The organism is Priestia endophytica DSM 13796 (genome assembly GCF_900115845.1).
Lineage (GTDB): Bacteria > Bacillota > Bacilli > Bacillales > Bacillaceae_H > Bacillus_I > Bacillus_I endophytica.
This window is the reverse complement of the sequence record NZ_FOXX01000030.1, coordinates 1-24,169: the sequence shown is the minus strand read 5'-3', so window position 1 is coordinate 24,169 and position 24,169 is coordinate 1. Positions and strand designations below refer to the sequence as shown.

Below are 24,169 nucleotides of genomic sequence, written 5' to 3'. Positions count from 1 at the left end.
CGATTTTCAGCTTCTAATTTAGCGAATGCATCTTGAGAATGCGGTCCTTTCCCATAAGTATATTGTTTTCCAACAGGCTGTTCTAGTCGCTTCATCTCTCCATTCTTATACCATCTCATCCAGGTTTTCAGTTGGGTACGATTCCGAATCTGTAAGGTTTCCATGACTTCTTTTACAGGCACGCCTGCTAACCTCATTTCAATCGCCTTCATTTTCACTTCTACTGGATAACTTACTCTTGTTCCCATAGAAAAAACACCTCCACGTTATAGTTCGGTCATTTGTATCCGATCTTTAACGAAAAGGTGTTTTTTATTTGTCTCACTTCATGGGGTCAGTCCAGGGCAAAAGGTGGTCTTTTCTTGATTTAGTATTTCCCTCTTATAATAATGATGTCTTACTCATTTTTTCTAAAAGCCATTAAAACTGTACACGACTCTCCTACTATTGACGAGTTTCTTCTACTTTTAGAGCCTCACGATTATCAGATGGCACCTCAATTTTTGAATGAACTAAATTTCCATTAGGATCAAAAAAAGCTATTTGACTATATTTTAGAAATTTACCTTCCATATTTCCATAGCTACATCCCTAAAAACTGATTTTGTATTTTGTTTGGGAAGCGTAATTTTCATCTGCAAGAAGAATAATATCTCCAAAATCTTCAAACTCGATAGCTCCTGGAGCAACTTGGGTTTCAAATGTTATTCCACCGTGTTGAATTAATTTTTCTCCGTGCATAAGTGGTACACCTTCCACAATATTCGCAGTATAAACGACTATCGTAGGCTCTTCTGTATATACCTCAACTTTTATCTTTCCGTCAGGACTAATTAATTTCGCTGCAATTTGATCAAGTTCTGAGCAAGTAAGGAAGAATGGATGATCTATTCCTTGAACCTTTTTCACTTCTGCATCAACGGATTCAAAGGTTGATTTTAATTTTTTCGGAGTTCGAAAATCATAAGGCGTTTCAATTACGCTTCGCTTTTCACCAGTTACAGTGGTATCGGTATTTACTGGTGCAAATTCTTCTGAAAATATTTGTAAAGAATGATCATCGATTGGCTTACTTGGATGTCCTGTTAAGTTAAAATAGACGTGATTTGTCGGATTAAAAATTGTGTCTTTATCACTTTTGGCTTGATAACTCACTGACCAAGTATTTAAGTTGTCTAATGTATAAGTCACACTTACTTCTAAATTCCCTGGAAAACCATTCTCACTATGGGGTGAATTTGTTGAAAAGATGATTGATGTGCTTTGATCCGTCTCATTTACTTCATAATTCCAAATTTTCTCATCAAATCCAGAGGTTCCACCGTGTAAAGTATTCCCTGATTGATTTACAGACGTTTTGTAAAGTGATTCATCAAGTGAAAATTCACCATTTTTTATTCTTCCAGCGACTCTTCCTATTGTTGCTCCGCAGTATGTTTCTTTCTTGTAATCCTCAATAGAGTCAAATCCCAATACTATGTTCTTATAACCTGAATCCGTTGGGACAAAAAGATTGACGATTCTTGCACCAAAGTTTGTAACTTCTACTATCACTCCATTATCATTTTCAATAGTAAACAGTAATGTTTTATCTCCAAATGGACTTTGTGTTAATTTCATTTTTCCCGGCCCCTTTCACAATTAAATTCTTCAGTAATTTTGATAAATAAAGGCCAAAACAGAACATTTCAAACATTTTTTAGGAAGGAAATCAAAGGAGCGCGTTGAATGCCCCTTCATTTCATAGCGGGAACTAACAATCAAACTAATTCTTTATATTTTGCAATGGTATTTTTGGCTGTGAAACCAAATTTTTCGTAAACCATATTTCCGAGAGCTGAAGTACCAAATATATCGATGGAGACAGTTGCGCAGTTTACCTCTACGTATTTGCCCCCATCGAAGCTTGATCCTGCTTCACTATATTTATTACACTTCAATTACCCTAACTAATTCTTTTTTCAGAACGAGCTGCCATTTCTATTTCGATTTGTTCTAAGCTACGCCCTTTCGTTTCTACAACTACAAAACGTACAAAGAGTAATCCTAAAATACAAATGATACCGAAGGATGAGAAGATGACTCCTAAACTAAACATATCAGCAAGAATTGGGAAAACAAGTCCAACGACAAGTGAACCTGTCCAGTTGAAGGCAGATGAAATACCAGCACCGATTCCGCGTACAGAAAGTGGGAAGATTTCCCCAACAATAATCCAAGTAAGTGGTGCCCAAGAAAACGAATAGCAAAGGATGAAGCAGCAAAGCGCGATTAACGTTACCCAGTTGAGTGCGCTTTCATTCATTCCTAACGCTCCAAGAATTGCCGGTGCAAAGAATGAAAGAGCCATACCTGCGCCACCAACAGTAAGAATTGTACGACGGTTATATTTATCAACAAATTGCAAGAAAATAATGGTTGTCACCACGAAGATCACACCAACAATAACAGTAAATCCAGCAGCTACTTGCGGTGCTAAACCAGCTTTGCGTGCAATACTTGTGGCATAATAAACGATTGAATTTGATCCTTGAATTTGTTGGAAGGTCGCCATCCCAACCCCGATAATTAAAGCCATGCGGAATTTCTTATGGAATAATTGGCCAATACCTAATTTTTCATGTTCGGCAACATCTTTAATCTCTAAAATTTCAGCATCTACTTCGTCTTTTGAAGCGCGAAGAGAAGTTAATACTTCACGTGCTTTATCTGCCATACCATTTTTAATTAAGTAACGAGGTGATTCTGGAAGTTTTAGTACACCAAGGTATAATACGATAGCAAAAATACCAGCACTACCGAGCATTAATCTCCAACTGTTTGGAATTGGCTCAAAAATGAAAGCTACGATATAACTTAACAACAATCCAATTACAATCATTAATTGGTTCAAACCTGAAAGTTTCCCACGAACATTCGCTGGTGCTATTTCGGACATGTATGCAGGAACTAAAGAAGACGCTGTGCCGACTGCTATTCCTAAGAAGATACGAGCAATCGTCAAGGTGATTTTATCTGGTGCAACAGCCGAACCAAGCGCACCTACCAAGAAAATCAGAGAGGCAATGAGAATTAATTTTCTACGTCCAAATTTATCCCCTAATAAACCGCTTAAAATTGAGCCAATGATAGCTCCACCCATTAAAGAAGATACAACAATTCCTAACCATAATGGACTCAAATTAAAATCTTGCTGGATATGTCCTTCGGCACCAGCAATAATCCCGATATCATAACCAAATAAGATACCAGCAAATGAGCCAAAGAAGAAGATAAATTTACTTGATACTTTACTCATAATAATATTTCTCCTTTACATTTTCTGAGTTTCCCCGTAAATCACATAGTTTCATTTCAATGTTATAAGCGCTTTCATTTTTTCCTGAAGACCACACTCACTCTTACGAATAAGAGGATCATGATTTGATTAGCTCGCTAATGGTTCTCATTTCTATTCTTTAAATTCCAGAATATCCACACCGTTGTCACGGATAAAGTTATGATCGAATTCGACTGTTTCATCTATTTTCCCAATGAAATCTTTCGCAGCTTCTCCAAATACTTGTTCCGTCACATCTTTAGCAAGGCAGAAGTAATCCATTATTTTTTTACTTATATATATTTTCCCTCCAAGGAAGCAAAACTTCCTCGGAGGGTAGAGACATTAATTAATAACTACGTATTCTAAGTCAACAAGTTTTGCATAGGTGATGATTTGGTCTGTTGTTAAATTTAATGAAACAACTGTATGGTGACCGCCACCATTCTCAATCCAAGCTTTAACCCCATCCTGGAAGTTTGGCTTAATGTCCCAAAGCACACGGGCTACTGGAAGTTTTGGCGCTGGAACAGTTGGCTCAAATAAAGAAACTTCGTTAATCAAAAGTTTATAATGAATGCCAAAGTCAGCCATTGAAACAACCACGCCGTCCCCTGCTTTACCGTCGAATACTAACCGTGCTGGATCTTCACGATCACCAATACCTAATGGAGATACGATAATTTTTGGTTTATTACTTGCTAAAGTTGGGTCTACTTCAAGCATATGTGATTGAAGGACTGATTCTTTACCAGCAGCTAATTCATATGTGTAATCTTCCATAAAGCCAGTTGATTGGTTATGGCTCATCACTTTGAGTAAGCGATCCAGCGCTGCAGTCTTCCAATCTCCTTCACCAGCAAAGCCATATCCTTGTGCCATCAAACGTTGGACTGCAAGACCAGGAAGCTGTTTCATACCATATAAAACTTCGAAGTTAGTTGTGAAGGCATTGTAACCCCCATCATCAAGGAAACGTTTAATGGCGATTTCATAGCTTGCTTGTACTTTTACGCTCTTCTCCCAATCTTCCTTACTGTAAGTACCATAATCAAATTCATAAAGATCTGCATATTCTGCGAGTAAATCATCAATTTCTTCGTCCTTAACATCATTCACGTATTGAACAAGGTCTCCAATACCAAAATAGTCAACTGTCCATCCAAATTGAATTTGTGCTTCAATCTTATCCCCTTCAGTGACTCCAACGTTACGCATGTTGTCACCAAAGCGAGCGACTTTGATGTTGAAGCTTTCGTTATAAGCAACCGCTACGTCCATCCAGTCTGCAATTTGCTGTTGCACTTCAGCGCGTTGCCAGTAACCTACGACAACTTTATTTTGTTTGTTCAAACGGGCATTGATAAAACCATATTCACGATCACCATGAGCTGATTGGTTTAGGTTCATGAAGTCCATATCAATCGTTGTCCAAGGAATACTTTCATTGAATTGTGTTGCTAAATGAAGTAATGGTTTTTGTAATAATTTTGTTCCGCGAATCCACATTTTCGCAGGCGAGAAAGTATGCATCCAAGTGATAACACCAGCAACCTCGTCACGATAGTTGATTTCTTTCATGATGCTTGTGATTTTATCTGCACTAACAGCTAAATCTTGCAATACAAGTCGGTAAGGTAAAATACCGCTTTCATTTAATGCATCGGTCATCGTTTGTGCGTGTGCTTTGACTTCTGCTAACGCTTCTTCCCCATAAAGATGTTGTGAACCTACGACAAACCAAAATTCTTTTTTTTCTGTTGTTAACATAATAACCCTCTTTTCTTAATTTAATAGTTTGATATTTTCATAGTTTGTATTACTTTTGCCCATAATAGGCATTTTTCCCATGCTTTCGTAAATAGTGTTTATCTAAAATACGTTGTGGTAATTCTTCAGCAAAATGATTTAGTTCTCGTGCAAATAAATTCATTTTCGCAATTTCATCTAATACCACACTATTTATTACCGCTGATTTTGCATCTTTGCCCCAAGTAAATGGACCATGACCATGAAGTAAGACACCGGGAACTGCTAAAATATCTAACCCACGCTCTTCAAATGTTTCGATGATTACATTGCCCGTTTCCACTTCGTAACCGCGATCAATTTCCTCCTGTGTCAAGAAGCGCGCGCATGGTACGGAGCCATAAAATGTGTCCGCATGAGTGGTCCCCATCGCTGGAACATCAAGGCCTGCTTGAGCCCAAATTGTCGCCCAAGTTGAATGAGTGTGCACGATGCCACCGATTTCTGGGTAATGCTTATAAAGGACTGCGTGAGTCGGTGTATCTGATGAAGGGTTCAACGCTCCTTCCACAACATTTCCATCTAAATCAACAACGATCATATCACTAGCTTTCATTGTTTCATAATCAACACCACTAGGTTTGATAACAAATAAACCGCTTTCATGATCAATAGCGCTTGCATTTCCCCATGTGTATTTCACGAGTCCATGTTTAGGTAAGTCCAAATTGGCTTGAAACACTTCTTCTTTCAGTTTTTCTAACACATCAATCCCTCCAGTTTTCCACTCATAAAATCAAATTATCTACAGCAGCCTGCTCAACCACTAAACCTTTTTTATATCGTTCGATAAATTCTTCAAATCCTTCAACATCAAATCTATCAGGGTAAATTTCTTGTCTATCAACCTCTTCAAAGACTTTTTTGTCAAGGAAGTCCTCTAAGCTTTCTCTTTGATCTTTGTTCATCATGTAAGAAGCAAGAATAGCAATTCCCCACGCACCGCCTTCTCCGGCTGTTGCCATAATTGAAACTGGAGCATTCATTGCAGCTGCAACAATTTTTTGTCCAACAACAGGGGTTTTAAATAAACCACCGTGAGCTAAAATACTATCAATTGCGACATTTTCTTTAGTTTTCAAAATATCCATTCCGATTTTCAAAGCACCAAAAGCAGTAAAAAGATGAGTCCGCATGAAGTTTGCTAAATTGAAATTACTCTCAGGCGAGCGGACAAATAATGGTCGGCCTTTTTCTAATCCAGTGATATTTTCACCTGAGAAATAACCGTAGCTAAGCAAACCACCACCATCTGGATCGGCTTCTAAAGCTTTATTTAACAGCACGTGGAATAATTTATTCATTTCAACCTTTTGCCCCATTGCTTCAGAAAATTCACGGAACAATCCCAGCCAAGCATTGATATCACTTGAACAATTATTCGCATGAACCATTCCAACTGGACTACCGTTTGGTGTAGTTACCAAATCAATTTCTGGGTATACTTTTGAAAGTTCTCTCTCTAATACAATCATTGCAAAGACTGAAGTTCCTACTGAGACATTTCCGGTACGTTTTCTCACACTATTCGTAGCAACCATCCCTGTTCCAGCATCACCTTCTGGTGGGCAAAGTGGAATGCCTGGTTGTAAGTTTTGTGATTTATCCAAAATTTTTGCTCCAATTTCGGTTAATTCACCTGCTTGCTCGCCTGCGATATAGACTTTAGGAAGAATATCTTTTAGCTTCCAAGGATAACCTTTCGTTGCAATTAGTTCATCAAACTGCTCCACCATCAATTCATTGTAATCCTGCGTTGATTCATCAATTGGGAACATGCCCGAAGCATCTCCAATGCCAATTGCTCTATTACCAGTCAATAACCAGTGAATATATCCAGCTAAAGTGGTAATAAGATCAATACGCGGTAAATGTTTTTCTTCGTTTAATATTGCCTGATAAAGGTGAGCAATACTCCATCGTTCAGGGATATTGAATTGGAATTTATCAGTTAATTCCTTTGCTGCAACACTGGTTGTTGCATTACGCCAAGTCCGAAACGGAACAAGTAGCTCACCAGTGTGATCAAAAGCCATATACCCATGCATCATAGCAGAAAATCCAATAGAACCAATTGTTCGAATTGTGATTCCATAATTTCGTTCAACTTCTTGCTTCATTTCACTATAAGCTGATTGCAAACCAGTGATAATATCCAATAAGTTGTACGTCCAAAATCCATCTTCCAAAAGGTTTTCCCATTCATAACTTCCAGATGCGATTGTTTCAAAACGATTATCAACTAACACTGCTTTGATGCGTGTGGATCCGAATTCAATTCCAAGTGAAGTTTCTCCCTCAGTAATCGCTTGTTTAATGTTTAATCGATTCGTTTTCACATTAATCCCCTCCTCTGACAGCGGTTTCAATATCTATAATCGAAAGGAAGCGCTTTCCTTTTCGCTTAATTTTATTAACAACCTCAGTATATTTTTTGTACGTACATTTGTCAACATAAATATTATACATACTTACAAATATTATAACGATAATTCCACCACACCCTCCCCTTTAAAACTTATAATAAAGGGGTTTATCGTCACATAAAACCCAAACAAAAAAATTATAATTGTTTGGTTATTTGTACAAAAATAAGGTGAAATCTTTTAAAACATTCAAAACTGCGATAAAATATGTACGTATAAATATTTCAATTGAATAAATTTGCACGTGAACAACTATAAAGGAAGTGAGTTAAATGAAACCAAAGTATCAAGTCATTATTGATGATATAAAAAGTGAAATTCTTTCAGGAGATTACAACGTAGGAGAAAAAATCCCTACTGAATCCTCCATTCAAGAAAAGTACAAAGTTAGCCGACACACTGTTCGAAAGGCCATTTCAGAACTATCGAAAGAAGGATTCTTAAGAAGTGAAAAAGGATCTGGCACTTATGTTAGTAACCAATATCAATCCAAGTCTGGTGGAAATTCCAATAGCAAAATAATCGGTGTAATCACGACCTACATTTCTGATTACATTTTCCCCTCCATTATTCGTGGAATTGAAGGGAGATTGAATGAGGATAATTATTCGTTACTATTAGCTAGTACAAATAATGATGTGGAACAAGAAAAAAAAGCTTTGGAAATGATGTTGTCATTTGGCGTGGATGGGTTGATTGTTGAACCTACGAAAAGCAATCTATATAATCCCAATATTTCTTACTACCTATCGTTCAAGGAACAGGATGTTCCATTCATAATGATCAATGCTCATTATGAAGAATTAGATGTTCCTTTCTTTTGTCTCGATGATGTGCAGTCTAGCTATCTTGCAACAAAAGAATTAATTTCGAAAGGACACACACAAATTGGACTCATTTCAAAGATGGATGATTTACAAGGAAAGTATCGAATGAAGGGGTATATAAAAGCGCTCGGAGAAGCCAAATTACGATTTCAGCCAGAGCAAGTGCTTTCGTTCGATACAGAGACAAAGCTGGATTTATACACTAATTTGAAAGAGTTTCTAAATAAAAATAGAGACGTGTTGACTGCAATTGTTTGCTATAACGACGAAGTAGGATTGGAAGTAGCAAATGTATGCAGACAACTTAATATTTCTGTTCCGGGAAAACTATCAATTATTGGCCAGGACAATTCTTATATTTCCAAAAATGCTAATATCAACCTAACGACATTGACCCACCCCCAGGAACAAATGGGACGCGATGCAGCTGATTGGATCATTAAGAAGCTACACGGAAGAAAAAATTTACCAAAAGAAACCTATTATCAACCAGTGTTAATTGAAGGAGAAACGGTAAAAGAGTTAGAAGTAAACGAGACATTGAGGAAGGCTTAAAAGCATATAAACACAGCACTATGTAATACTAGATGAGCACTTAAAAGACGCCGGTTCGACTGAACTCCATATTTTAACTCGTTCATACGAGAAAGGTCGAGTAAATGTAGCAAAAGCCTAGGGGAGCCGATACGTAGGAGAATAGACAATGCTCTAATAATCGGTTGGCGGATACTAGCATTAAACGATTACAAGTGCAGAAGGACATTTTCTAGAAACGGAACGGCGATTACCGAGCTATTAAACCTTATTATTGCCATTTTAAAAAACGGGAGCTGCGAGGATATTTATAAAGGATAAGCGAAATTAATCGGTTGATTGGCGTTGTTATCTTCTTTTGTACGAAAGCCTCCTTTTGGCACACTTAACTCGGTATTGTTCATACAAAACATATTTTATAAAAGGCTAAAACATGCAACTCTTTCTAAACCTCATGTTTTGGTTATATAAATAATGTTTCACTACTCATCCGTAAAAAAATATATAAACAAAAAGAAAAAGCGCAAACTCGTTGTGACTGAATGAATCTGCGCTTTTTTTGTTCTAATAACCAAAATTATGTGAAATGAGACTTTTATTTCTGGAAGTTAACTTTTTCTCCTTTCATCATTACCTCTTCAATATACCCAAATATTCTTTCCAAGGTCCAACGTCTGCTCTGTATCTTTCAGCCATTACACGTACAATTTGGGCAATATGCGTTAAATCATGAACAACCCACGTAGAAAGCAATTCTTTTAACTTCACTATACCTAACTCAGGATGTGAACCCGTCTTTTCAAGATGCAAGTGAGATTCAATAAGCCCCTTAAGGCTGGTTATATTTTGGATTCTAATCGCTTTAAACTCAAGCAGTTTTTGTTCAATCGATCTGTCGGGCCTTTCATTTAAATGTGAATAACGATCAAATGGAGGGAATGGTTTACTCTCACCTTCCTGAAGAATCATTTCTAACCTTGGTATCCAATTATTTTTCTCTCCCTCAATGAGATGCTCAATTACTTCTGAGACATTCCAAGTGCCTTCACCTTCATTGCATTGCAACCATCCTTTAGATAAATTAGATAAAAAACATTCCAATGTTTGTGGTGTACGCTCTAAAACCTCAGTAGCTTCTTTCATATTAAAATTCATATAACCGCCCCTTTCTCTCCTCTAGTAATCTCCTTCAATAATATATCTCTGCTTATGCTCGTCTAAATCTGCTATTGTAAATAAAAACCTTACTTATTTCTATCTAAATTTACCATAAAATTCATTCCTTTATTAAAATCCCCTGCCCCTTTAGTTCAATAAGAAAAACAAGAATTTAACCTATATACCTCTTCCAAATAGATGTAAGCTTTGCACCAGAATTGTATTGACTATATTTTCTGAACATTCTATTATATATTAAATAAATAAAACGCTGTTTCATATACAAAACAATATAAAGGAACTTGAATTTTTAAAGGTTTAATAAATTGATTACACTATTCAAGAGGGGGATTTTAATGGAGAAGATTTCATTACAAAAGAGATGGTTAGGAGTTTTAGCGCTATTAATTATTGTTATTATTGCTTATATTGATCGAATAAATGTTTCTGTTTTAATCACAAATAATGATTTTTTAACAGCATTTGAACTCCACGACAATAGGATTCTGCAGGGTCAATTGATGACGATTTTTTTAATAGGCTACGGATTGTCAGCTTTTTTTATAACACCCATTTTTGAAACTTTTTTAGGATACCGACGCGGATTGATTCTTAGCATTATTTTATGGGCTATTTTCACTGCAATCTCACCTCTTGCCGGCTCAATATTTATTTTACTAATTTTTAGAGCTATTCTAGGGGCGAGCGAGGGACCTCTTTTCTCTTTAAAAACGATGTACGTTAATGAACACTTTAACTCCCATGAAAGGGGAAAGCCAAATGCAGTTAGTTCAATGGGGGTCTCTATCGGTCTATCAATTGGATTCCCCATTATCACTTTTATTATTTATCAATTTAGTTGGGTATCATCTTTCTATATATTAAGTGCTTTTAATATATTAATTGGGCTGCCACTCATTTTATTTTTCATTCAGCCATCTAAACATCATCAGAATGAGGGTAAAAGGTCTATCAAGCAGTTAACTAATACTTTTATTACCGCTTTGAAAACGCCAGGGCTTATATGGGTGCTCATAATCGAAGTCGCTACACTAAGTTACTTATGGGGAAGCAGTTCATGGTTACCAGCATATTTATTAGATGAAAAAGGTTTTTCCATTAAACAGATGGGCATTATCTCTTCTTTACCATTCATTTTTAGTATTTTATCCAAATTTTTGGGTGGATATATTATTGATCGAATTGCCAACAAAAAAATGACCATGATATTTTTTGTTGGCGGATTGGCTACTGCTTTGTCCATCATCTTAACGATTACATCGAACAACATAATCATGATTATTTTAGGACTTATACTAGCCAACGGTTTTTGGGGAATTCAAGGAGCTGCCATTCCAACATTGGTTCAACATTTATCTGATCCCAAAAGTGTAGGAAGTACATATGGGATAATCAATGGACTAGGGAACTTTATCTCCGCCTTTATCCCTGCTATCATGGGCTACATTATTAGCTTAAATGGAAACAACAATATTTCATCTGGCTTTTATGTATTAATTGGTACACAATTAGTCATCGCCATTTGTGGACTACTTTTTACTAAAACTAAGCATGCAGCCGTGTTAGAACATAATATGACAAACGGTGTTGCTACAAAAACTCCTCACTAGAAATATAGAATTTAAACAAAGGTGTCTCTTATAAAAGCCACCTTTGTTTTATATCTTCCTCGCACATGTTTTAGGTTAACTAGTGTTTACACCTTGTTACAAAGTGTTTGTAGCTAATTTTACCTATTTGTTATAAGGTTCTGGTGCAACATCTAAAGAGTAACTATTCCACTCATTAATTGTTATTTCCTTAACATTACTTTAATTAATTATTTTAAACAAAAAAGCAGGAAAAACAGACAATAAATCTTTTTTCCCCGCCTTTTTATTTAGGCGACTCTATCATTATTCCTGATTTTATTAATCCAATCTTTACCTTCTGTAAAACGTGTAACAAGCATCGCTGTTACTGTATTTCCTGTACTATTTAGCAGTGTAGCAGGAGCATCAATAATCGTTGAAATGACAGCAATGATTGGCAGCACTTCTGGTGAAAAACCATAAATCGTAATAATTAACATTTCGCCAATCATCCCTCCTCCAGGAATAGCTCCCATTACTGCTCCAACCAAAAAGGCTACGCCTAAAATACTGAGAATACTTGTAGCAGACGTCATGTCTTTGCCAAATAAACTGAATAAGAAAACAATCTTTAGAATACCACCGATAACAGAACCATCTTTATGCGTGTTTGCTCCTAATGGAATAACCGTTTCAGCAATATCTAATGGTACACCCATTTTCTTCGTTGCATCTAAATTAATGGGAATAGATGCGGCAGAAGAACAAGTAGCAATAGCTGTAATAGAAGGAGCAGCTGCATTTTTCCAAAACAGCTTAATTCCCGCTTTGCCCCCAGCCATCCACGCGTATAGAGTAAAGAAACCAAAGTAGTAAACGATTGCAATTAATAAGTAAAGAATAAATGCCCTAGCATATCCCTGCAAGATTTTTGGACCTAGCTCTCCTACTACAGTAGCAAAATAGCAACCTAACCCAATCGGAGCATAGTACATGACAATTTTAACAACTTTCATTGATACTTCTTGACCAGACGTCAGAAATTTAGCCATAGGTTGTCCTTTTTCTCCAGCCATCGTCGTAGCGATACCGAAAATGATGGCGAAGACAATTAATTGTAAAATATGTTCTTTCGAAAATAAATTTACAAAATCAGGTACGGTAAACGTGTTAACGAGCTGATTTAAAAGCGTCATGTTCTCTGTTGTATTTTCACTGTCTCCCATTAACTCTTTAATGGCAGAAGTATCTACATTGTGTAATGGATTATAAAGAGATGCTCCTATAAATCCTAAAACTGCTGAAATAGCAGCAGTGGCTATGAATACAACAGCAATACCCAGCATAATTTTCCCAAGGCGTTTCATTTCGTTCATGTTTGCAATCGCAGAAGCGACACTAAAAAAAACAAGTGGCACAATAATCATGAACATTAAATTAAGAAACAAATCCCCAAAAGGCTTCACAACTGCTACGGCTGGCCCGATAGCATATCCTACTATCCCCCCAATTAAAATGGCGACAAGTAGAATAAGAGATGATCTGTACGTTTTGAATACACTTAAAACCATGGCTATATCTCCTCCAAATAACAAGTGCTTACTCATCGACAACACAAGAATTTTTATGATTTCCCCATCGCATGCGGAGTAAAAATAGGTGTATATCTTTTCGCACCCAATAGTTATATATTTCAAATTACATTTTACCATGAGCAGTTAATAAAAATTTGTTCTGGTACAAAAACTTTAAGGTAGCCGGACCTTCTTCCATCAAATCACGAAAGCTCAAGTTATATCGTAGATACCATCTAACTGTTAATAAGATAATACCAGGCTGATAGTGCTTTCATTTGAACAAGTTTCCCTTTTCCATACCGATCATACACCTTTTTTAGAGTAATAGTTCCAGTATGACCAAGATTTAGAGATTACTTGTAATGGTCCTGAAGCTTCTGCACCAGAGCTAATTCTTTTCTATATGAAATTTATATATTCTAAATGAATGATGGTGGAAGGGTCATAAAAGTATACCTAAAGGAAAAGAAACATTATGTTAATTGGATTTGTATAGAGTATGTATGTTTCTAATATCTCATTCAATAACCTATATTTCTGATATTTTTCGTATTAGTCTTAAATGTCAAGGTAACCAAAATCCCAAAATAACAAGCCTTTTATTACAAAATAACAAATAGAAAAAATCAGGTATAACCTCTCATGAAAGGATATGTATAATATGTTAAAATTTTTAGAAATATCAAAATATAAAAACTTCAAAAAAGAGAGGTAGTTATGAAAAAAATTAAAATGTTGGTCATGTCATTAATTGTTACGTTGTTCGTTCCTTCTTCTGTATTTGCAAATACTGTTCCGCAATATGGTAGTGGTGACTGGGATTCTCTAGGGAGCGATGAATTTACCAATCAAAGTAAAATCTTTCTATCCGGTGGAGGCGATTTTAAAATTTGTCTTAGTTCTAATAGTCAACCAGGCTATTATCAGTTATTTGAAGAAGATCCGTATAATCCAGATGATGAAGTAATATCTAATGGGGTTAAAGGTACCTACTTTAAAACAGCAGGTACAGATAGTAATGATTTTGACTCAAATGGCTGTCATGTCTTTAAAAATATCGGTGATTATGTCGATGGTGATCAAGCCGAATTTTATCTTGCCAAATATTCTGGCGGAAATTCCACTGTAACAGCTTGGGACTGATTTATACTAGTCAAGAAGAATTAGGATAGTTGGTCATTAGAATGCTTCCTAGAACGGTTATTATAGTAACAACCCTTTTGGATACCCAATTCTTTTCATTGCCGATACTTCTTGTTATGTGAACTAAGGAATTAAGTATTATAAAGTAAGCCAGAGCTTCCACGCCAAGGAAGCTCTGGCTTTTTTAGTAAAATGAGTTAGAATCAGAAACAATTAAAAGAGGGGGTTTTATTATTTTCTACCTCTAGGGAAGCCCCAATTTGCTGAACTTCACTATCTGATTTGGTATAGAACAACTCCCACTCGTTACCATCAGGATCTGTTACCAAAAATTTACCTTGAACAGCATAGCAACAGATTGTATCCATTTCTTCTCGAGCAAAAAATCCTTCTTTCTCTAATCGCAATTGATGGGCTGCTATTTCTTCGCGCGTCTCAACTTGAAAACCGAAATGATTGACTTGGTTTCCTTCTACTTTATCATAAATATTTAAGGTGAAATTTAATTCTAGTTGGCTTAATAGGGGTACCGCCAACATTTCGGGAATTTTGTATGGTACGCAATTTAAAACTAAAAAAGCCGATTTCCTCTAATGGAATTGACTTTTTGTTTCATCTATCTTTTAAACCCACCCTCTGAATGGATGATTTGACCTGTAATCCAATCCGCTTCATTACTCACTAGAAACTTTATCGTTTTTGCAACATCTTTTGGTTCCCCTACCCTACCGAAAGGAAACAATGGTTTTAGGTGACTTTTAATCGTTTCTGTCATCCATCCAGTATCAGTTGGTCCTGGATTTATGGCATTGACTGTTATTCCCAAAGAGGCAAGTTCTGCCGATAGCGTAATAGTTAAAGCATCAACGGCACCTTTTGTCGTTGCATATGCTAATTCGCCAAGCATTGGTCCTTGAAATTGACCGGAAGTAAGATTGACGATTCTCCCTCCCCTGTTCTTATTAAACTTTTGTGCAAATTGAATACTTAAAAGTGTTGTCGCACGAACATTTATCATATAATGTTTATCTAATTCTTCTGCAGTTAAGTTAGAAAACTCGGTATTAGTTGAGAATGCTGCGTTATTAATTAAGATATCTGGATGACCAAGTTCTTTAATGACTCTATTTAAAAGTTTTTCAGGTGCATCAGGATGAGATAAATCTAGCTCCATACATGACACTCTGACCCCTTTTTGTACGAGCTCTTCTTTTAATATCATTGGCTCATCTAATTCAAAGTCCCAAGGCATTTCTTTATCATAATCCGTCCAATAAGTAAAAAATATATGATATCCTGTTTCGGCTAACTCTCTACAAATAGCAGCTCCGATACCTTTTAGACGACTTGCTCCTGTTATAATAGCAATCTTTTCTTTTAAGTGATTCATTAAAATATCCTCCATAGAAGGACGCATAGATAAGATCAACGAGAGATATAGTTATTCCCAAATAAAAAAGACAGATATACAAACAGCATCTATCCTCTAACAAGGGGGTTTGATTCCAAACTATGCAGTCCTTGTAAGATTATAGTTGGTCTAATAAGAATTTAGCATAGTTCTCTTTCACCTTTCCAGGATGCGCACAAAATCATTTTTGATAAAGTTACTTCTGAGCTATCTGAATAAGGTTGCCGCATGTATCGTCAAAGACAGCCAGCGTGACTTCGCCCATTTCTGTCGGCTCTATAGTAAACTTCACGCCTTGTTCCATTAATCGTTTGTACTCTTTATGAACATCTGTAACACCAAACATTGTTGCTGGAATGCCTTCATCAAATATCTTCTTTTGATACTCTTTGGCAGCTGGATGGACATTCGGTTCGAGCAAGAGCTCTGTACCGTCTTGATCATCAGGAGAAACTAACGTTATCCACCTAAATTCACCGGCGGGAACGTCCTGCTTTTTTACAAAACCCAGCGTTTCTGAATAAAACTCTAGTGCCTTGTCTTGATCTTGTACAAATATGCTGGTAACTATGATTTTCATACTGTTTTTTCCTCCTTTAAAAATTGCGATGAATCGAGCTTTGTCACATATATAAAACTATGTTGTCGTAGTTTCAAGAACTCTATTATCACGAATTTAAGTCTTCCATATTATTACTTCCTATTCAAATGATAGATTAGTTGCACAACGCCAGAAGAGAACGTTCTTGTATTAATCACTTTTAAATTCAACCTCTTTTTTATATCCATAAACAACTGTTTTCCTTCTCCCAAAATAACAGGGTGAACAGATAATCTAAATTCATCAACAAGCCCTAAATTGATAAATGTTGTAATTAGACTTGCTCCGCCATATAGCCAGATGTCTTTACCAGGCTTATTCTTTAATTTATTTACTTCTTCCACAATATTATCATTTATGAATATTGCTTTATGATCAGTCCCTTTTTGCATTCTGGAAAACACATATTTTTCTTTACTATGAACTAATTCCCAAAGTTCTTTTTCAGTTTCAGTATCTTCAATTCCTGGAGTAAATTGTCCCCATAACTCATAGCTTTTTCTTCCATATAAAATAGTATCAATTTGATTTAAGAAATTAATAAATCCCATCTCAGAATCCATGATGCACCAATCAACTTCTCCATTTTCCCCTTCAATAAAACCATCTAAAGTAACTGCTAAATCTAAAATTATTCTTCTTGGTCTTACGTTATTGGACATAATTCTGCCTCCCTATAATCATTTAGGTATTGTTTCTCCCGCCAAGTTTTTTATATTTTCATTATTTACAGCCTTTATTTCTGAATAGAGTTACTTATTTTACTAAACTAACGTGCATCTATAGTTTAAGTGCCATTGTCCCCAAACACCATACTATCATTTCTATAAGTATTCCATTTTTCTTAGGATTCTTCCTCCATTAAATGGCCAAATCGCTGAATAGGAAGAACCTATATTTCATTACAGAATTTCTGTTCAAACACTTCTATAAATGGTTCGCCTTTTTTGAGATTTGTAAAAGTATACTTAAAGGGTAATAAAAGCTCAACCTCATTGTCATTCAACAAGGTTAAGCTTTTATTACTTCTTTGAAGATATTTTATGTAACCTAGCTTTGTATATTATATACATCATAAAAACAAGAAAAACTACTGACTTATGAACTGCACAAGGGAGTTTTTTGTTTTTGAATACAATACATAACATAAAACAAGGGGTCACTGGAAATCTTTCGCTTTATTATATTTTCTTCAAGTATTTGCACCAGAATCGATTCACTTATTTCTTACAAAGTACCTCGCCGCTTACCTACCAATTGAAAAAAGCTTTTAACGCAATCATTGTGGCGGCGTAGACAAGAGATGAGATTAAAAAGGTTGGCAAGTGCGCGTTCTTTTCGAAAGGGAGTTCTTTGCTGATAACATTAAATAACATTGCACCCGAACTAAAAGCAATCATCGACTCAACAAATAGGCCTGATGAGGGACCAAAAATGCCTACGATTGCTCCAAACAAAGTTGCTCCGGCAAGCATATAGCGACCTCTGTTTTTGTGCAAGCGATGATGTTCTTTTCCTAAATGGTAGGACAACCCAATAAAGTGAAGGCTGATAGCCAATCCGTAGAATAGTGATTCGACTCGCTGGACATCAGACGAAAACACGACATAAGAAATGATAAAAGAATAAACCATAAAGAAACTTACCTGTACCATATAAACGGTCTGTTCTTTTAGCTGTGTTGCTGCCTTCGTCTCAGCAAATGAATAAACCGAAAAATAGACTAGTAAGCCGAGAAGACCAAGAAAATAAAGTTCAGTATCAAGGGCCAGCGATCCTCCAAGTTCTTCTTGTTTCCCATGAAGCGTCGGTAAGATATAAATAAACACATAAGCAATAGCTACACCGCCGGATAATGACAGCAGCTTTTGCTCCCCTATTGGAGAGCGTTCGACAATTGTTAATGCGTATAGTTGAATGATGATGAATACAATCCCTATTACGATCGATTCAATTGTAACCATGATTGTCTCCTTTTGAGGTTGACTTTTTGGGTTTAATTCCCTTTATCAGAAGGAGAGAAACCAGACTTTAGATGGAAACGTTGTTAAATAATAGGTAGATGTCTTGAACTCAATCATGTGAAATACTGGATATAGCAAGCAGAAGAAAATCCTACTTCATAGAAAAGTAGGATTCTTTTATATATTTCAATCACACATTTCCAAGTGGACTTCTACAAATCCCTAATGAAATCCCCCTTTTATTTATCGTTTCTTTTACATTTACTAAAGGACTTCCTTGATATACTTGTTCAATAATGGTTTTCATCTTTTTTTGTTCTTGCTCCGTTATCTCTTGATTAGTGAGCATTTTACTAAACCATTCCTTACATTCTATAGGAAAGATGTTTCCAGCAATAGAAGAAAGTCGATTAAATCCTTGTAATACTTTTTCTTCTAATTCTACTTCTCCACCAGCATAAAAATGAAAATTATTTCTTTTGATATGTTTTTTCAGGAGTCCAACTCTTTCTTTATTCCCAGCTTCTTTTATTCCCACCACGGAATTTATCTTACTTAACTGGACAACACTTTCTAATGATAAGTCAAATCCAGTTCGTTTAGGGTTATTATATAAAATAATAGGCTTCTGGCTAAGATTGATAATTCTCTTTGTATAAACCATTGCTTCTGCTTGTGTAGGTAAAATATAAGGTGGATATCCAAGCAAAAGGCCTGCTACTTTTGTATTACAAATTCTCTTTGCTAATTCTTCTGCTTCTAACTGTCTAATGGATGATATACCAAATATAACTTCCATACGATTGATAAGTTCTTCTTCCCATACTAAATGACTTAGTATCTCCATTTTCTCCTTAAGTGTTAAACTATGTTGCTCTCCGGTGGAGCCACAGACCAAAACAGATTTTACTCCTTGATTATACAAATATCTAATATGTTCTATTGTTCCTTGAATATTTAGAGATTCATCTTTAAAGAATCCTGTTGGTACAGCAATATGAACTGTTTCTTGTAACATAATGTCATCCTCTTTCCCTTTATCTTTTAACGTTACTATCCAATTTTTCTGCCTCTAAGATATGATTAAAGGTAGTGTATATTTCTAAATATTTCTTTAGATTTATCTACAAAATATCCCTTTAGATAATCTTACCAAAAAAGATTAAAGGCGTTCCAACTGAATTTATTTCATCACTTCTTATAAGTTACAGTATGATAACTAGGGATTTATGCCTGTTACAAAGCGTTTATAGATAATTTCACTTATCTGTTATAGAGTAATAATGAGAGGTAGGTGATTAAAGTGGATTTAGGTCAGCGATTGAAAAAGTTAAGAGAAGCGAAAAATATGTCCCAAGAGGATCTTTCTCAACAAGTGAATGTATCTAGACGAGTCATTTACAGATGGGAAACGAATAAGAATTATCCTGATATGGACAATTTGATTAAACTGAGTAAAATCTATGCTATTTCATCAGATGAATTAGTTAAAGGTGAGCTGATATCTCAGAAAAAAGTTGTTATAGACGAAGAGGATGTGGAATTTTCTATTTCACCCTTTATTATAGGTGTTATCATCTTATTTGTTGAAGTTTTTTTGATTCAGGTATTATGTTAATCATAAATTAACTTAAGTTTAAATCATATACAACTCTATTTATTTATAATTCCCTCCTCTGAATTACTTTTTTATCCAAAACATAAAAATGATCTAACTCTTTAACACGCCAAAGAGATAAATATCAAATGAGCTTCTAGAGGTCTGTAAAAGGATACATAAGTCAAACAAAAAAGCACAAATCCGTTATTAATCAATGGATTTGTGCTTTCTTAATTCTTCGAACTTACATTATGTGAACTAAGTTCGTACAGAGTATTCATTTGATTATTGGAAATCTTATTCAACAATCGGGCCAGATTGTTTAGATACATTTTTTAGTTTTAAGGTGTCACGAAAAGGTGACACCCTCATTATTCATCCCGTTTTCATCATATTATTTAAAACATCATGAACCAATGGGAAAGTAAAGAACCCATCATCTTCTAGAAAATGCCCCCCCTTTTCAATAGGATAAAAGGATGTATTCAATTGTTTTGATAAACTTTGACTGAATTGAAAAGGAACAATAGAATCATCTTTTGCAGCAATAACAGCACGTGAATGAGTGGCAGAAATTATTTTTTTATAATCCACCTCTTTAACCGTAAAAGGGTTTAACGAAGGTAAGGATGATAATGATTCAGAAAAGCCAGAAACAAGAATAAAGCCTCCAAAGCTTGGTAATGGGTCTAATTGTTCTAGGTAGTTCAATAGTGTGATAGACCCTAAGCTATGTGTTACAAAATAAGTATTGTTATCTACATTCTTTATGTTATTAGCTAATGTTTCCAACCATTCTTCTTTCTTGGGATCAGACGAATTTGGCATGTGAAGAACTGAAACTTGATGATCATCTGCTACTAATTTTTCTTTTAACCATGGAAACCAATGATTAGTTGGTGAAGCTCCGTATCCATGAATAATATATACTTGTTTTCCCACTGCTCCTCTTCCCTTCTTTTTATAGATATAAAACAGTATATTACTAATCCAACCCTAAATGGTAGGAGAAACCCTTGAAGAGGCTGAAGAATCTTTTAAACGGGGATCCTTTTTCAGGGCCGATAAGGCGTGTTATGTTGACTAGTTTTGTATAAGGCATATATCTTTTTAGAGAAAACCAGCTTATGAAAATGTCCTATTTAATAGACGGTGGATCTTTTACCCTAAAGAGATTTTCGATTAAACAAAACCCCTGTATAATAGTCCTATTAGAGTAAAATTGAGGTGAAGCGAAATGTTTTTAGCTCCATTATTTGAAAATGATGTACCAGTAGCACTTCTCCGTCCTTAATGGAGTAAAGTGACTACTTCTCTCCGTTAGGGCATTCATTGACCTAATTTTTAAAAACGGAGGGTACAAAAAATGAAAAACACCTTATTAGGTTCTATATATTTAGCTTTGGCTTCCAGCATTTGGGGCGGCATGTATGTTGTAGTAAAAGTGGTTGTAGATGTAATTCCACCATTAGAATTGGTGTGGATGAGATATTTAGTGGCGATTGTTGTTCTTTTTATCATTGGTCTAATAAAAAGACAGTCTTGGAAGATCTATAGACGAGATTTCTTGTTAATTGCCCTTATTGGTATAGTGGGCAATACAATTTCTATTGTTACGCAAGAATATGGCACAATGTTATCTTCAGCTCAAATGGGAGCTATCATTACATCTTCTACACCCGCCTTTATGGTGATTTTTGCTCGATTCATTCTTAAAGAACGGTTAAATATGAAAAAAGGGATATCTGTTTGCTTAGCTACAATAGGAGTATTTCTCATTGTGGGGAACGGTAATATAGATATGTCTAGCCAACTTGGTGGTATTTCTCTTTTGGTGGCAGCCTTAACATGGGCTCTTATGTCAGTTCTTATCAAACGTGTTCCAAGCAGCTATTCACCACTAGTGGTGACAACGTATTCTATTTTAGTTGCTCTTGTCATCCTAACCCCTTTTGTTCTAAAAGGATTAAATGAGATTTCTATGGCTCAATTAAGTCATCCGACAATTTGGAGTGGCCTTTTATATTTAGGTATTGTGTCAACAGCTTGTGCATTTATCCTTTGGAATCGTGGATTACAATTATTAAATGCTTCGAGTGGAGGGTTATTTTTCTTTTTTCAACCTCTAGTTGGAACATTCCTTGGCTGGCTTTTGTTAGGTGAAAAGATCGGGGGAACATTTTGGATCGGTTCACTTTTGATTTTAATTGGTGTTTTGTTAGTTATTCGAGAAAAAGAGTAGAATGATAAAAAAGAAACCCGCGGAATGACAAATTCCAAAGGTTTCTTTTTTTATCTAGTATTTTTGTGTGTCCGTAAAAGTATACTTAATGGGCAAGAAAAAGCTCAAACTCGTTCTATGACAACGAGTTTGAGCCTTTATTACTTCCCTGAGGATGTCTTATGTAAACTAAAAATAAATACTTTATACAGTTTAAAAAGGAATAAATCACTCCTACGGTTACAAAATAAGCGCCAAACATAAAAGGAAGAAAAGAATATCGGTCTTTTCCTCCTCGCGCGTCTTTAAAAGCATCCCACATCGCAAAAGAATATAAATACGGATAAAACATAAACCATGGATAATCCGTTTGTTGGATAGCTAATGAAATATCTCCTCGAAAACTTAAAATAATAACTTCGTTAAAATTCGCTTGTACATGAATCAAAAATTCAAGTATAAATAAAACTGTGCCTTTAAAATATTGACCAAATCCAGGAAGTGCAATACTCCACATTAGCTTTTTAAATGGATTCTTATTCACTTAGACATACCTTAGAAATAGTGTTTTGATTATTTTCTCTTTGCAATTTCTTTTCTATTAGGAGCAAGTGGCGGTTGTTCTAACCATTTATTTTTCACCATAATATTAAACCATTTTTTTGTTACCATTAGATTTTTCAGAATGGTGCCTTCATAAGTTGTGACAAGGTCCGTTCGCATAGCTGATGCTAAACCAGTTCCGTGATACGCTTGTGCAGCTTGGAACAAGAAACCAATATGATACAACATTAACTTATCGGAAAACGGGGAGTCAGTTGAAATGGTCACTTCTGTTTCCCATGATCTAGGAACGGGTAAATTATCCGCGTGCATGATTTTTGAAAAGACTTGTATCTGTTTATCAGCTGTGTTCTCGGACTCCTCTAAAAACTTTCTCACTTCTTTTGATTGAGCGACTTGACTGAAGGCGATAGAAAGCGTTTTAGCCATAATACTCTTTTTCAGGTTGACTGAAATACTTATAATTTCTGGTGCAGATAAACGTCTTCCTTTTCCGAAAATGCCATCTGTGAAATCTTGGCTAGAAATAAATTCAGGATTTGTTGCGGGATAAAATAAAGGATCTCTCTGAAAGTTTCCTTTTTCAAGCAATAACTCAATCGTTTGATGATACATCCTTTTCGCATCATTATCACATGAATCGTAAAAATGCCGTAGGTCTTCCCTGACGGAAACACCTAATGAAGTGGTATGTCCTAACAAACCATGCAAAGTCATGATATGTAAGTAATTCAAGCAAAATATATCTGTGAATAACTTCTCAGTACCTTTATTGAGATCAGACTCCGTAAATCCAATGGGAACTGGAAACCCTTCATTTTCTATAAAAGCTACGATTTGTTTCTTTTGTTTTGAGGAGGTTTTGATAGCATCTTCAAAAAGGGCCTTTATTGACTCATCCTCAATGGTAGAGAACATATATCGATTGACTACATCTGTCATGGTTCCGTTCATATATTCTCCCCATAGTGTTCCTATTTCGGAAGATGTGAGTTTTAACTTATTCTTATCCATATTATCACCTCTTGGATAATATTTGCCGATTCATTAATAGATATGACTTCTTTCTTAATAAAAAAGGTTTTTAGCATGTAAATTCCGATAATTCGTGTTATGGTGCGACAAGAAGTCGCTTTTATATAGTGTGGCTCACGCCACTAGTTTAGACGCAAAAACTATCCCTGTCCAAAACTGCGTGTCTGGCAACGGATTCGTGGGTTGCATGCGGAAATGCGGAAACAGAGAGCCAGTGCACGGCTCGGAACACTGCTAGGGGAAGATGAGTATGGTGAACGAAAGTGAAGGTTTGTAAGCTTCGTAAGGATTAGCTCAAGATAGTGCACAGGTTTGCTTGGGTATTGGCAAGAGGAAAAGTAGATTCATAATGCTACTGTGCCGCGTCCCACATCTTGCCCGGAGTAAA

General features: G+C 35.7%; 21 protein-coding genes and 3 pseudogenes. 5 read left to right on the top strand and 19 right to left on the bottom strand.

Annotated features, from left to right (window positions below):
• The 7 genes and pseudogenes from BM012_RS25175 to BM012_RS25150 form a co-directional block, all read right to left on the bottom strand.
• Positions 1 to 248, bottom strand: a pseudogene (locus BM012_RS25175) (helix-turn-helix domain-containing protein); the annotation flags it as partial.
• Between the two features lie 343 nt (positions 249 to 591).
• Positions 592 to 1,620 carry an aldose epimerase family protein gene (locus BM012_RS25170; protein WP_061804043.1) on the bottom strand — a complete coding sequence of 343 codons (1,029 nt, stop codon included), beginning with the start codon at positions 1,618 to 1,620 and terminating at the stop codon, positions 592 to 594.
• A 325-nt stretch (positions 1,621 to 1,945) separates the two neighbouring features.
• A complete protein-coding gene (locus BM012_RS25165; RefSeq protein ID WP_061804044.1) occupies positions 1,946 to 3,298 on the bottom strand; it encodes a sugar porter family MFS transporter in 1,353 nt (450 codons plus the stop codon).
• 153 nt (positions 3,299 to 3,451) lie between these two features.
• The gene (locus BM012_RS26630; protein ID WP_161939300.1) at positions 3,452 to 3,601 is read right to left on the bottom strand and encodes a hypothetical protein; all 150 of its coding nucleotides are present in this window, start codon (positions 3,599 to 3,601) and stop codon (positions 3,452 to 3,454) included.
• Between the two features lie 63 nt (positions 3,602 to 3,664).
• Entirely contained in the window at positions 3,665 to 5,089 is a 1,425-nt protein-coding gene (gene araA, locus BM012_RS25160) for an L-arabinose isomerase (protein WP_061804045.1), read from the bottom strand.
• Positions 5,090 to 5,138: 49 nt separating this feature from the next.
• On the bottom strand, positions 5,139 to 5,834 hold the full coding sequence (locus BM012_RS25155) for an L-ribulose-5-phosphate 4-epimerase (RefSeq protein WP_061804046.1): 696 nt from the start codon (positions 5,832 to 5,834) through the stop codon (positions 5,139 to 5,141).
• A 22-nt stretch (positions 5,835 to 5,856) separates the two neighbouring features.
• Positions 5,857 to 7,467 (bottom strand): xylulokinase, encoded by a 1,611-nt coding sequence (locus BM012_RS25150; RefSeq protein WP_061804047.1) that lies wholly within the window; start codon positions 7,465 to 7,467, stop codon positions 5,857 to 5,859.
• Between the two features lie 359 nt (positions 7,468 to 7,826).
• Here BM012_RS25150 and BM012_RS25145 point away from each other — a divergent pair, with 359 nt between their 5' ends.
• Positions 7,827 to 8,936, top strand: a complete 1,110-nt coding sequence (locus BM012_RS25145) for a GntR family transcriptional regulator (RefSeq protein WP_061804048.1) — start codon at positions 7,827 to 7,829, stop codon at positions 8,934 to 8,936.
• A gap of 609 nt (positions 8,937 to 9,545) precedes the next feature.
• Here BM012_RS25145 and BM012_RS25140 read toward each other — a convergent pair.
• Positions 9,546 to 10,070 (bottom strand): DinB family protein, encoded by a 525-nt coding sequence (locus BM012_RS25140; protein ID WP_061804049.1) that lies wholly within the window; start codon positions 10,068 to 10,070, stop codon positions 9,546 to 9,548.
• Between the two features lie 359 nt (positions 10,071 to 10,429).
• Here BM012_RS25140 and BM012_RS25135 point away from each other — a divergent pair, with 359 nt between their 5' ends.
• Positions 10,430 to 11,704, top strand: coding sequence for an MFS transporter (locus tag BM012_RS25135; protein WP_061804050.1), 1,275 nt, complete (start codon positions 10,430 to 10,432; stop codon positions 11,702 to 11,704).
• A gap of 269 nt (positions 11,705 to 11,973) precedes the next feature.
• Here the strand turns inward: BM012_RS25135 and BM012_RS25130 are convergent, their stop codons facing one another.
• A complete protein-coding gene (locus BM012_RS25130; RefSeq protein WP_061804051.1) occupies positions 11,974 to 13,236 on the bottom strand; it encodes a dicarboxylate/amino acid:cation symporter in 1,263 nt (420 codons plus the stop codon).
• Between the two features lie 196 nt (positions 13,237 to 13,432).
• A pseudogene (locus tag BM012_RS26695) lies at positions 13,433 to 13,540 on the bottom strand (IS6 family transposase); the annotation flags it as partial.
• Positions 13,541 to 13,959: 419 nt separating this feature from the next.
• On the opposite strand from BM012_RS26695, the gene BM012_RS25125 reads away from it, so the two are divergent.
• Positions 13,960 to 14,385 (top strand): hypothetical protein, encoded by a 426-nt coding sequence (locus BM012_RS25125; RefSeq protein WP_061804052.1) that lies wholly within the window; start codon positions 13,960 to 13,962, stop codon positions 14,383 to 14,385.
• A 203-nt stretch (positions 14,386 to 14,588) separates the two neighbouring features.
• Here the strand turns inward: BM012_RS25125 and BM012_RS25120 are convergent.
• From BM012_RS25120 to BM012_RS25095, 6 genes and pseudogenes are all read right to left on the bottom strand, one after another.
• Positions 14,589 to 14,957, bottom strand: a pseudogene (locus BM012_RS25120) (VOC family protein); the annotation flags it as partial.
• A 44-nt stretch (positions 14,958 to 15,001) separates the two neighbouring features.
• Positions 15,002 to 15,802, bottom strand: a complete 801-nt coding sequence (locus BM012_RS25115) for an SDR family oxidoreductase (RefSeq protein WP_061804053.1) — start codon at positions 15,800 to 15,802, stop codon at positions 15,002 to 15,004.
• A 190-nt stretch (positions 15,803 to 15,992) separates the two neighbouring features.
• Positions 15,993 to 16,376, bottom strand: a complete 384-nt coding sequence (locus tag BM012_RS25110) for a VOC family protein (RefSeq protein ID WP_061804054.1) — start codon at positions 16,374 to 16,376, stop codon at positions 15,993 to 15,995.
• A 113-nt stretch (positions 16,377 to 16,489) separates the two neighbouring features.
• Positions 16,490 to 17,059, bottom strand: a complete 570-nt coding sequence (locus BM012_RS25105) for a dihydrofolate reductase family protein (protein ID WP_061804055.1) — start codon at positions 17,057 to 17,059, stop codon at positions 16,490 to 16,492.
• 588 nt (positions 17,060 to 17,647) lie between these two features.
• Positions 17,648 to 18,361: a hypothetical protein gene (locus BM012_RS25100; protein ID WP_061804056.1), complete on the bottom strand. Its 714-nt coding sequence runs from the start codon at positions 18,359 to 18,361 to the stop codon at positions 17,648 to 17,650.
• Between the two features lie 190 nt (positions 18,362 to 18,551).
• Entirely contained in the window at positions 18,552 to 19,379 is an 828-nt protein-coding gene (locus tag BM012_RS25095) for a dihydrodipicolinate synthase family protein (RefSeq protein ID WP_064504984.1), read from the bottom strand.
• 285 nt (positions 19,380 to 19,664) lie between these two features.
• Between BM012_RS25095 and BM012_RS25090 the strand changes: the two genes are divergently transcribed.
• Positions 19,665 to 19,979 (top strand): helix-turn-helix domain-containing protein, encoded by a 315-nt coding sequence (locus BM012_RS25090; RefSeq protein WP_061804058.1) that lies wholly within the window; start codon positions 19,665 to 19,667, stop codon positions 19,977 to 19,979.
• Between the two features lie 357 nt (positions 19,980 to 20,336).
• Here the strand turns inward: BM012_RS25090 and BM012_RS25085 are convergent, their stop codons facing one another.
• The gene (locus tag BM012_RS25085) at positions 20,337 to 20,903 is read right to left on the bottom strand and encodes an RBBP9/YdeN family alpha/beta hydrolase (RefSeq protein ID WP_061804059.1); all 567 of its coding nucleotides are present in this window, start codon (positions 20,901 to 20,903) and stop codon (positions 20,337 to 20,339) included.
• Between the two features lie 424 nt (positions 20,904 to 21,327).
• Between BM012_RS25085 and BM012_RS25080 the strand changes: the two genes are divergently transcribed.
• Positions 21,328 to 22,203, top strand: a complete 876-nt coding sequence (locus BM012_RS25080) for a DMT family transporter (protein ID WP_061804060.1) — start codon at positions 21,328 to 21,330, stop codon at positions 22,201 to 22,203.
• A 115-nt stretch (positions 22,204 to 22,318) separates the two neighbouring features.
• Here BM012_RS25080 and BM012_RS25075 read toward each other — a convergent pair whose 3' ends face one another.
• Positions 22,319 to 22,699, bottom strand: a complete 381-nt coding sequence (locus tag BM012_RS25075; protein ID WP_407719644.1) for a hypothetical protein — start codon at positions 22,697 to 22,699, stop codon at positions 22,319 to 22,321.
• 56 nt (positions 22,700 to 22,755) lie between these two features.
• The gene (locus tag BM012_RS25070) at positions 22,756 to 23,760 is read right to left on the bottom strand and encodes a DUF3231 family protein (protein WP_061804061.1); all 1,005 of its coding nucleotides are present in this window, start codon (positions 23,758 to 23,760) and stop codon (positions 22,756 to 22,758) included.
• Between the last annotated feature and the right edge of the window lie 409 nt (positions 23,761 to 24,169).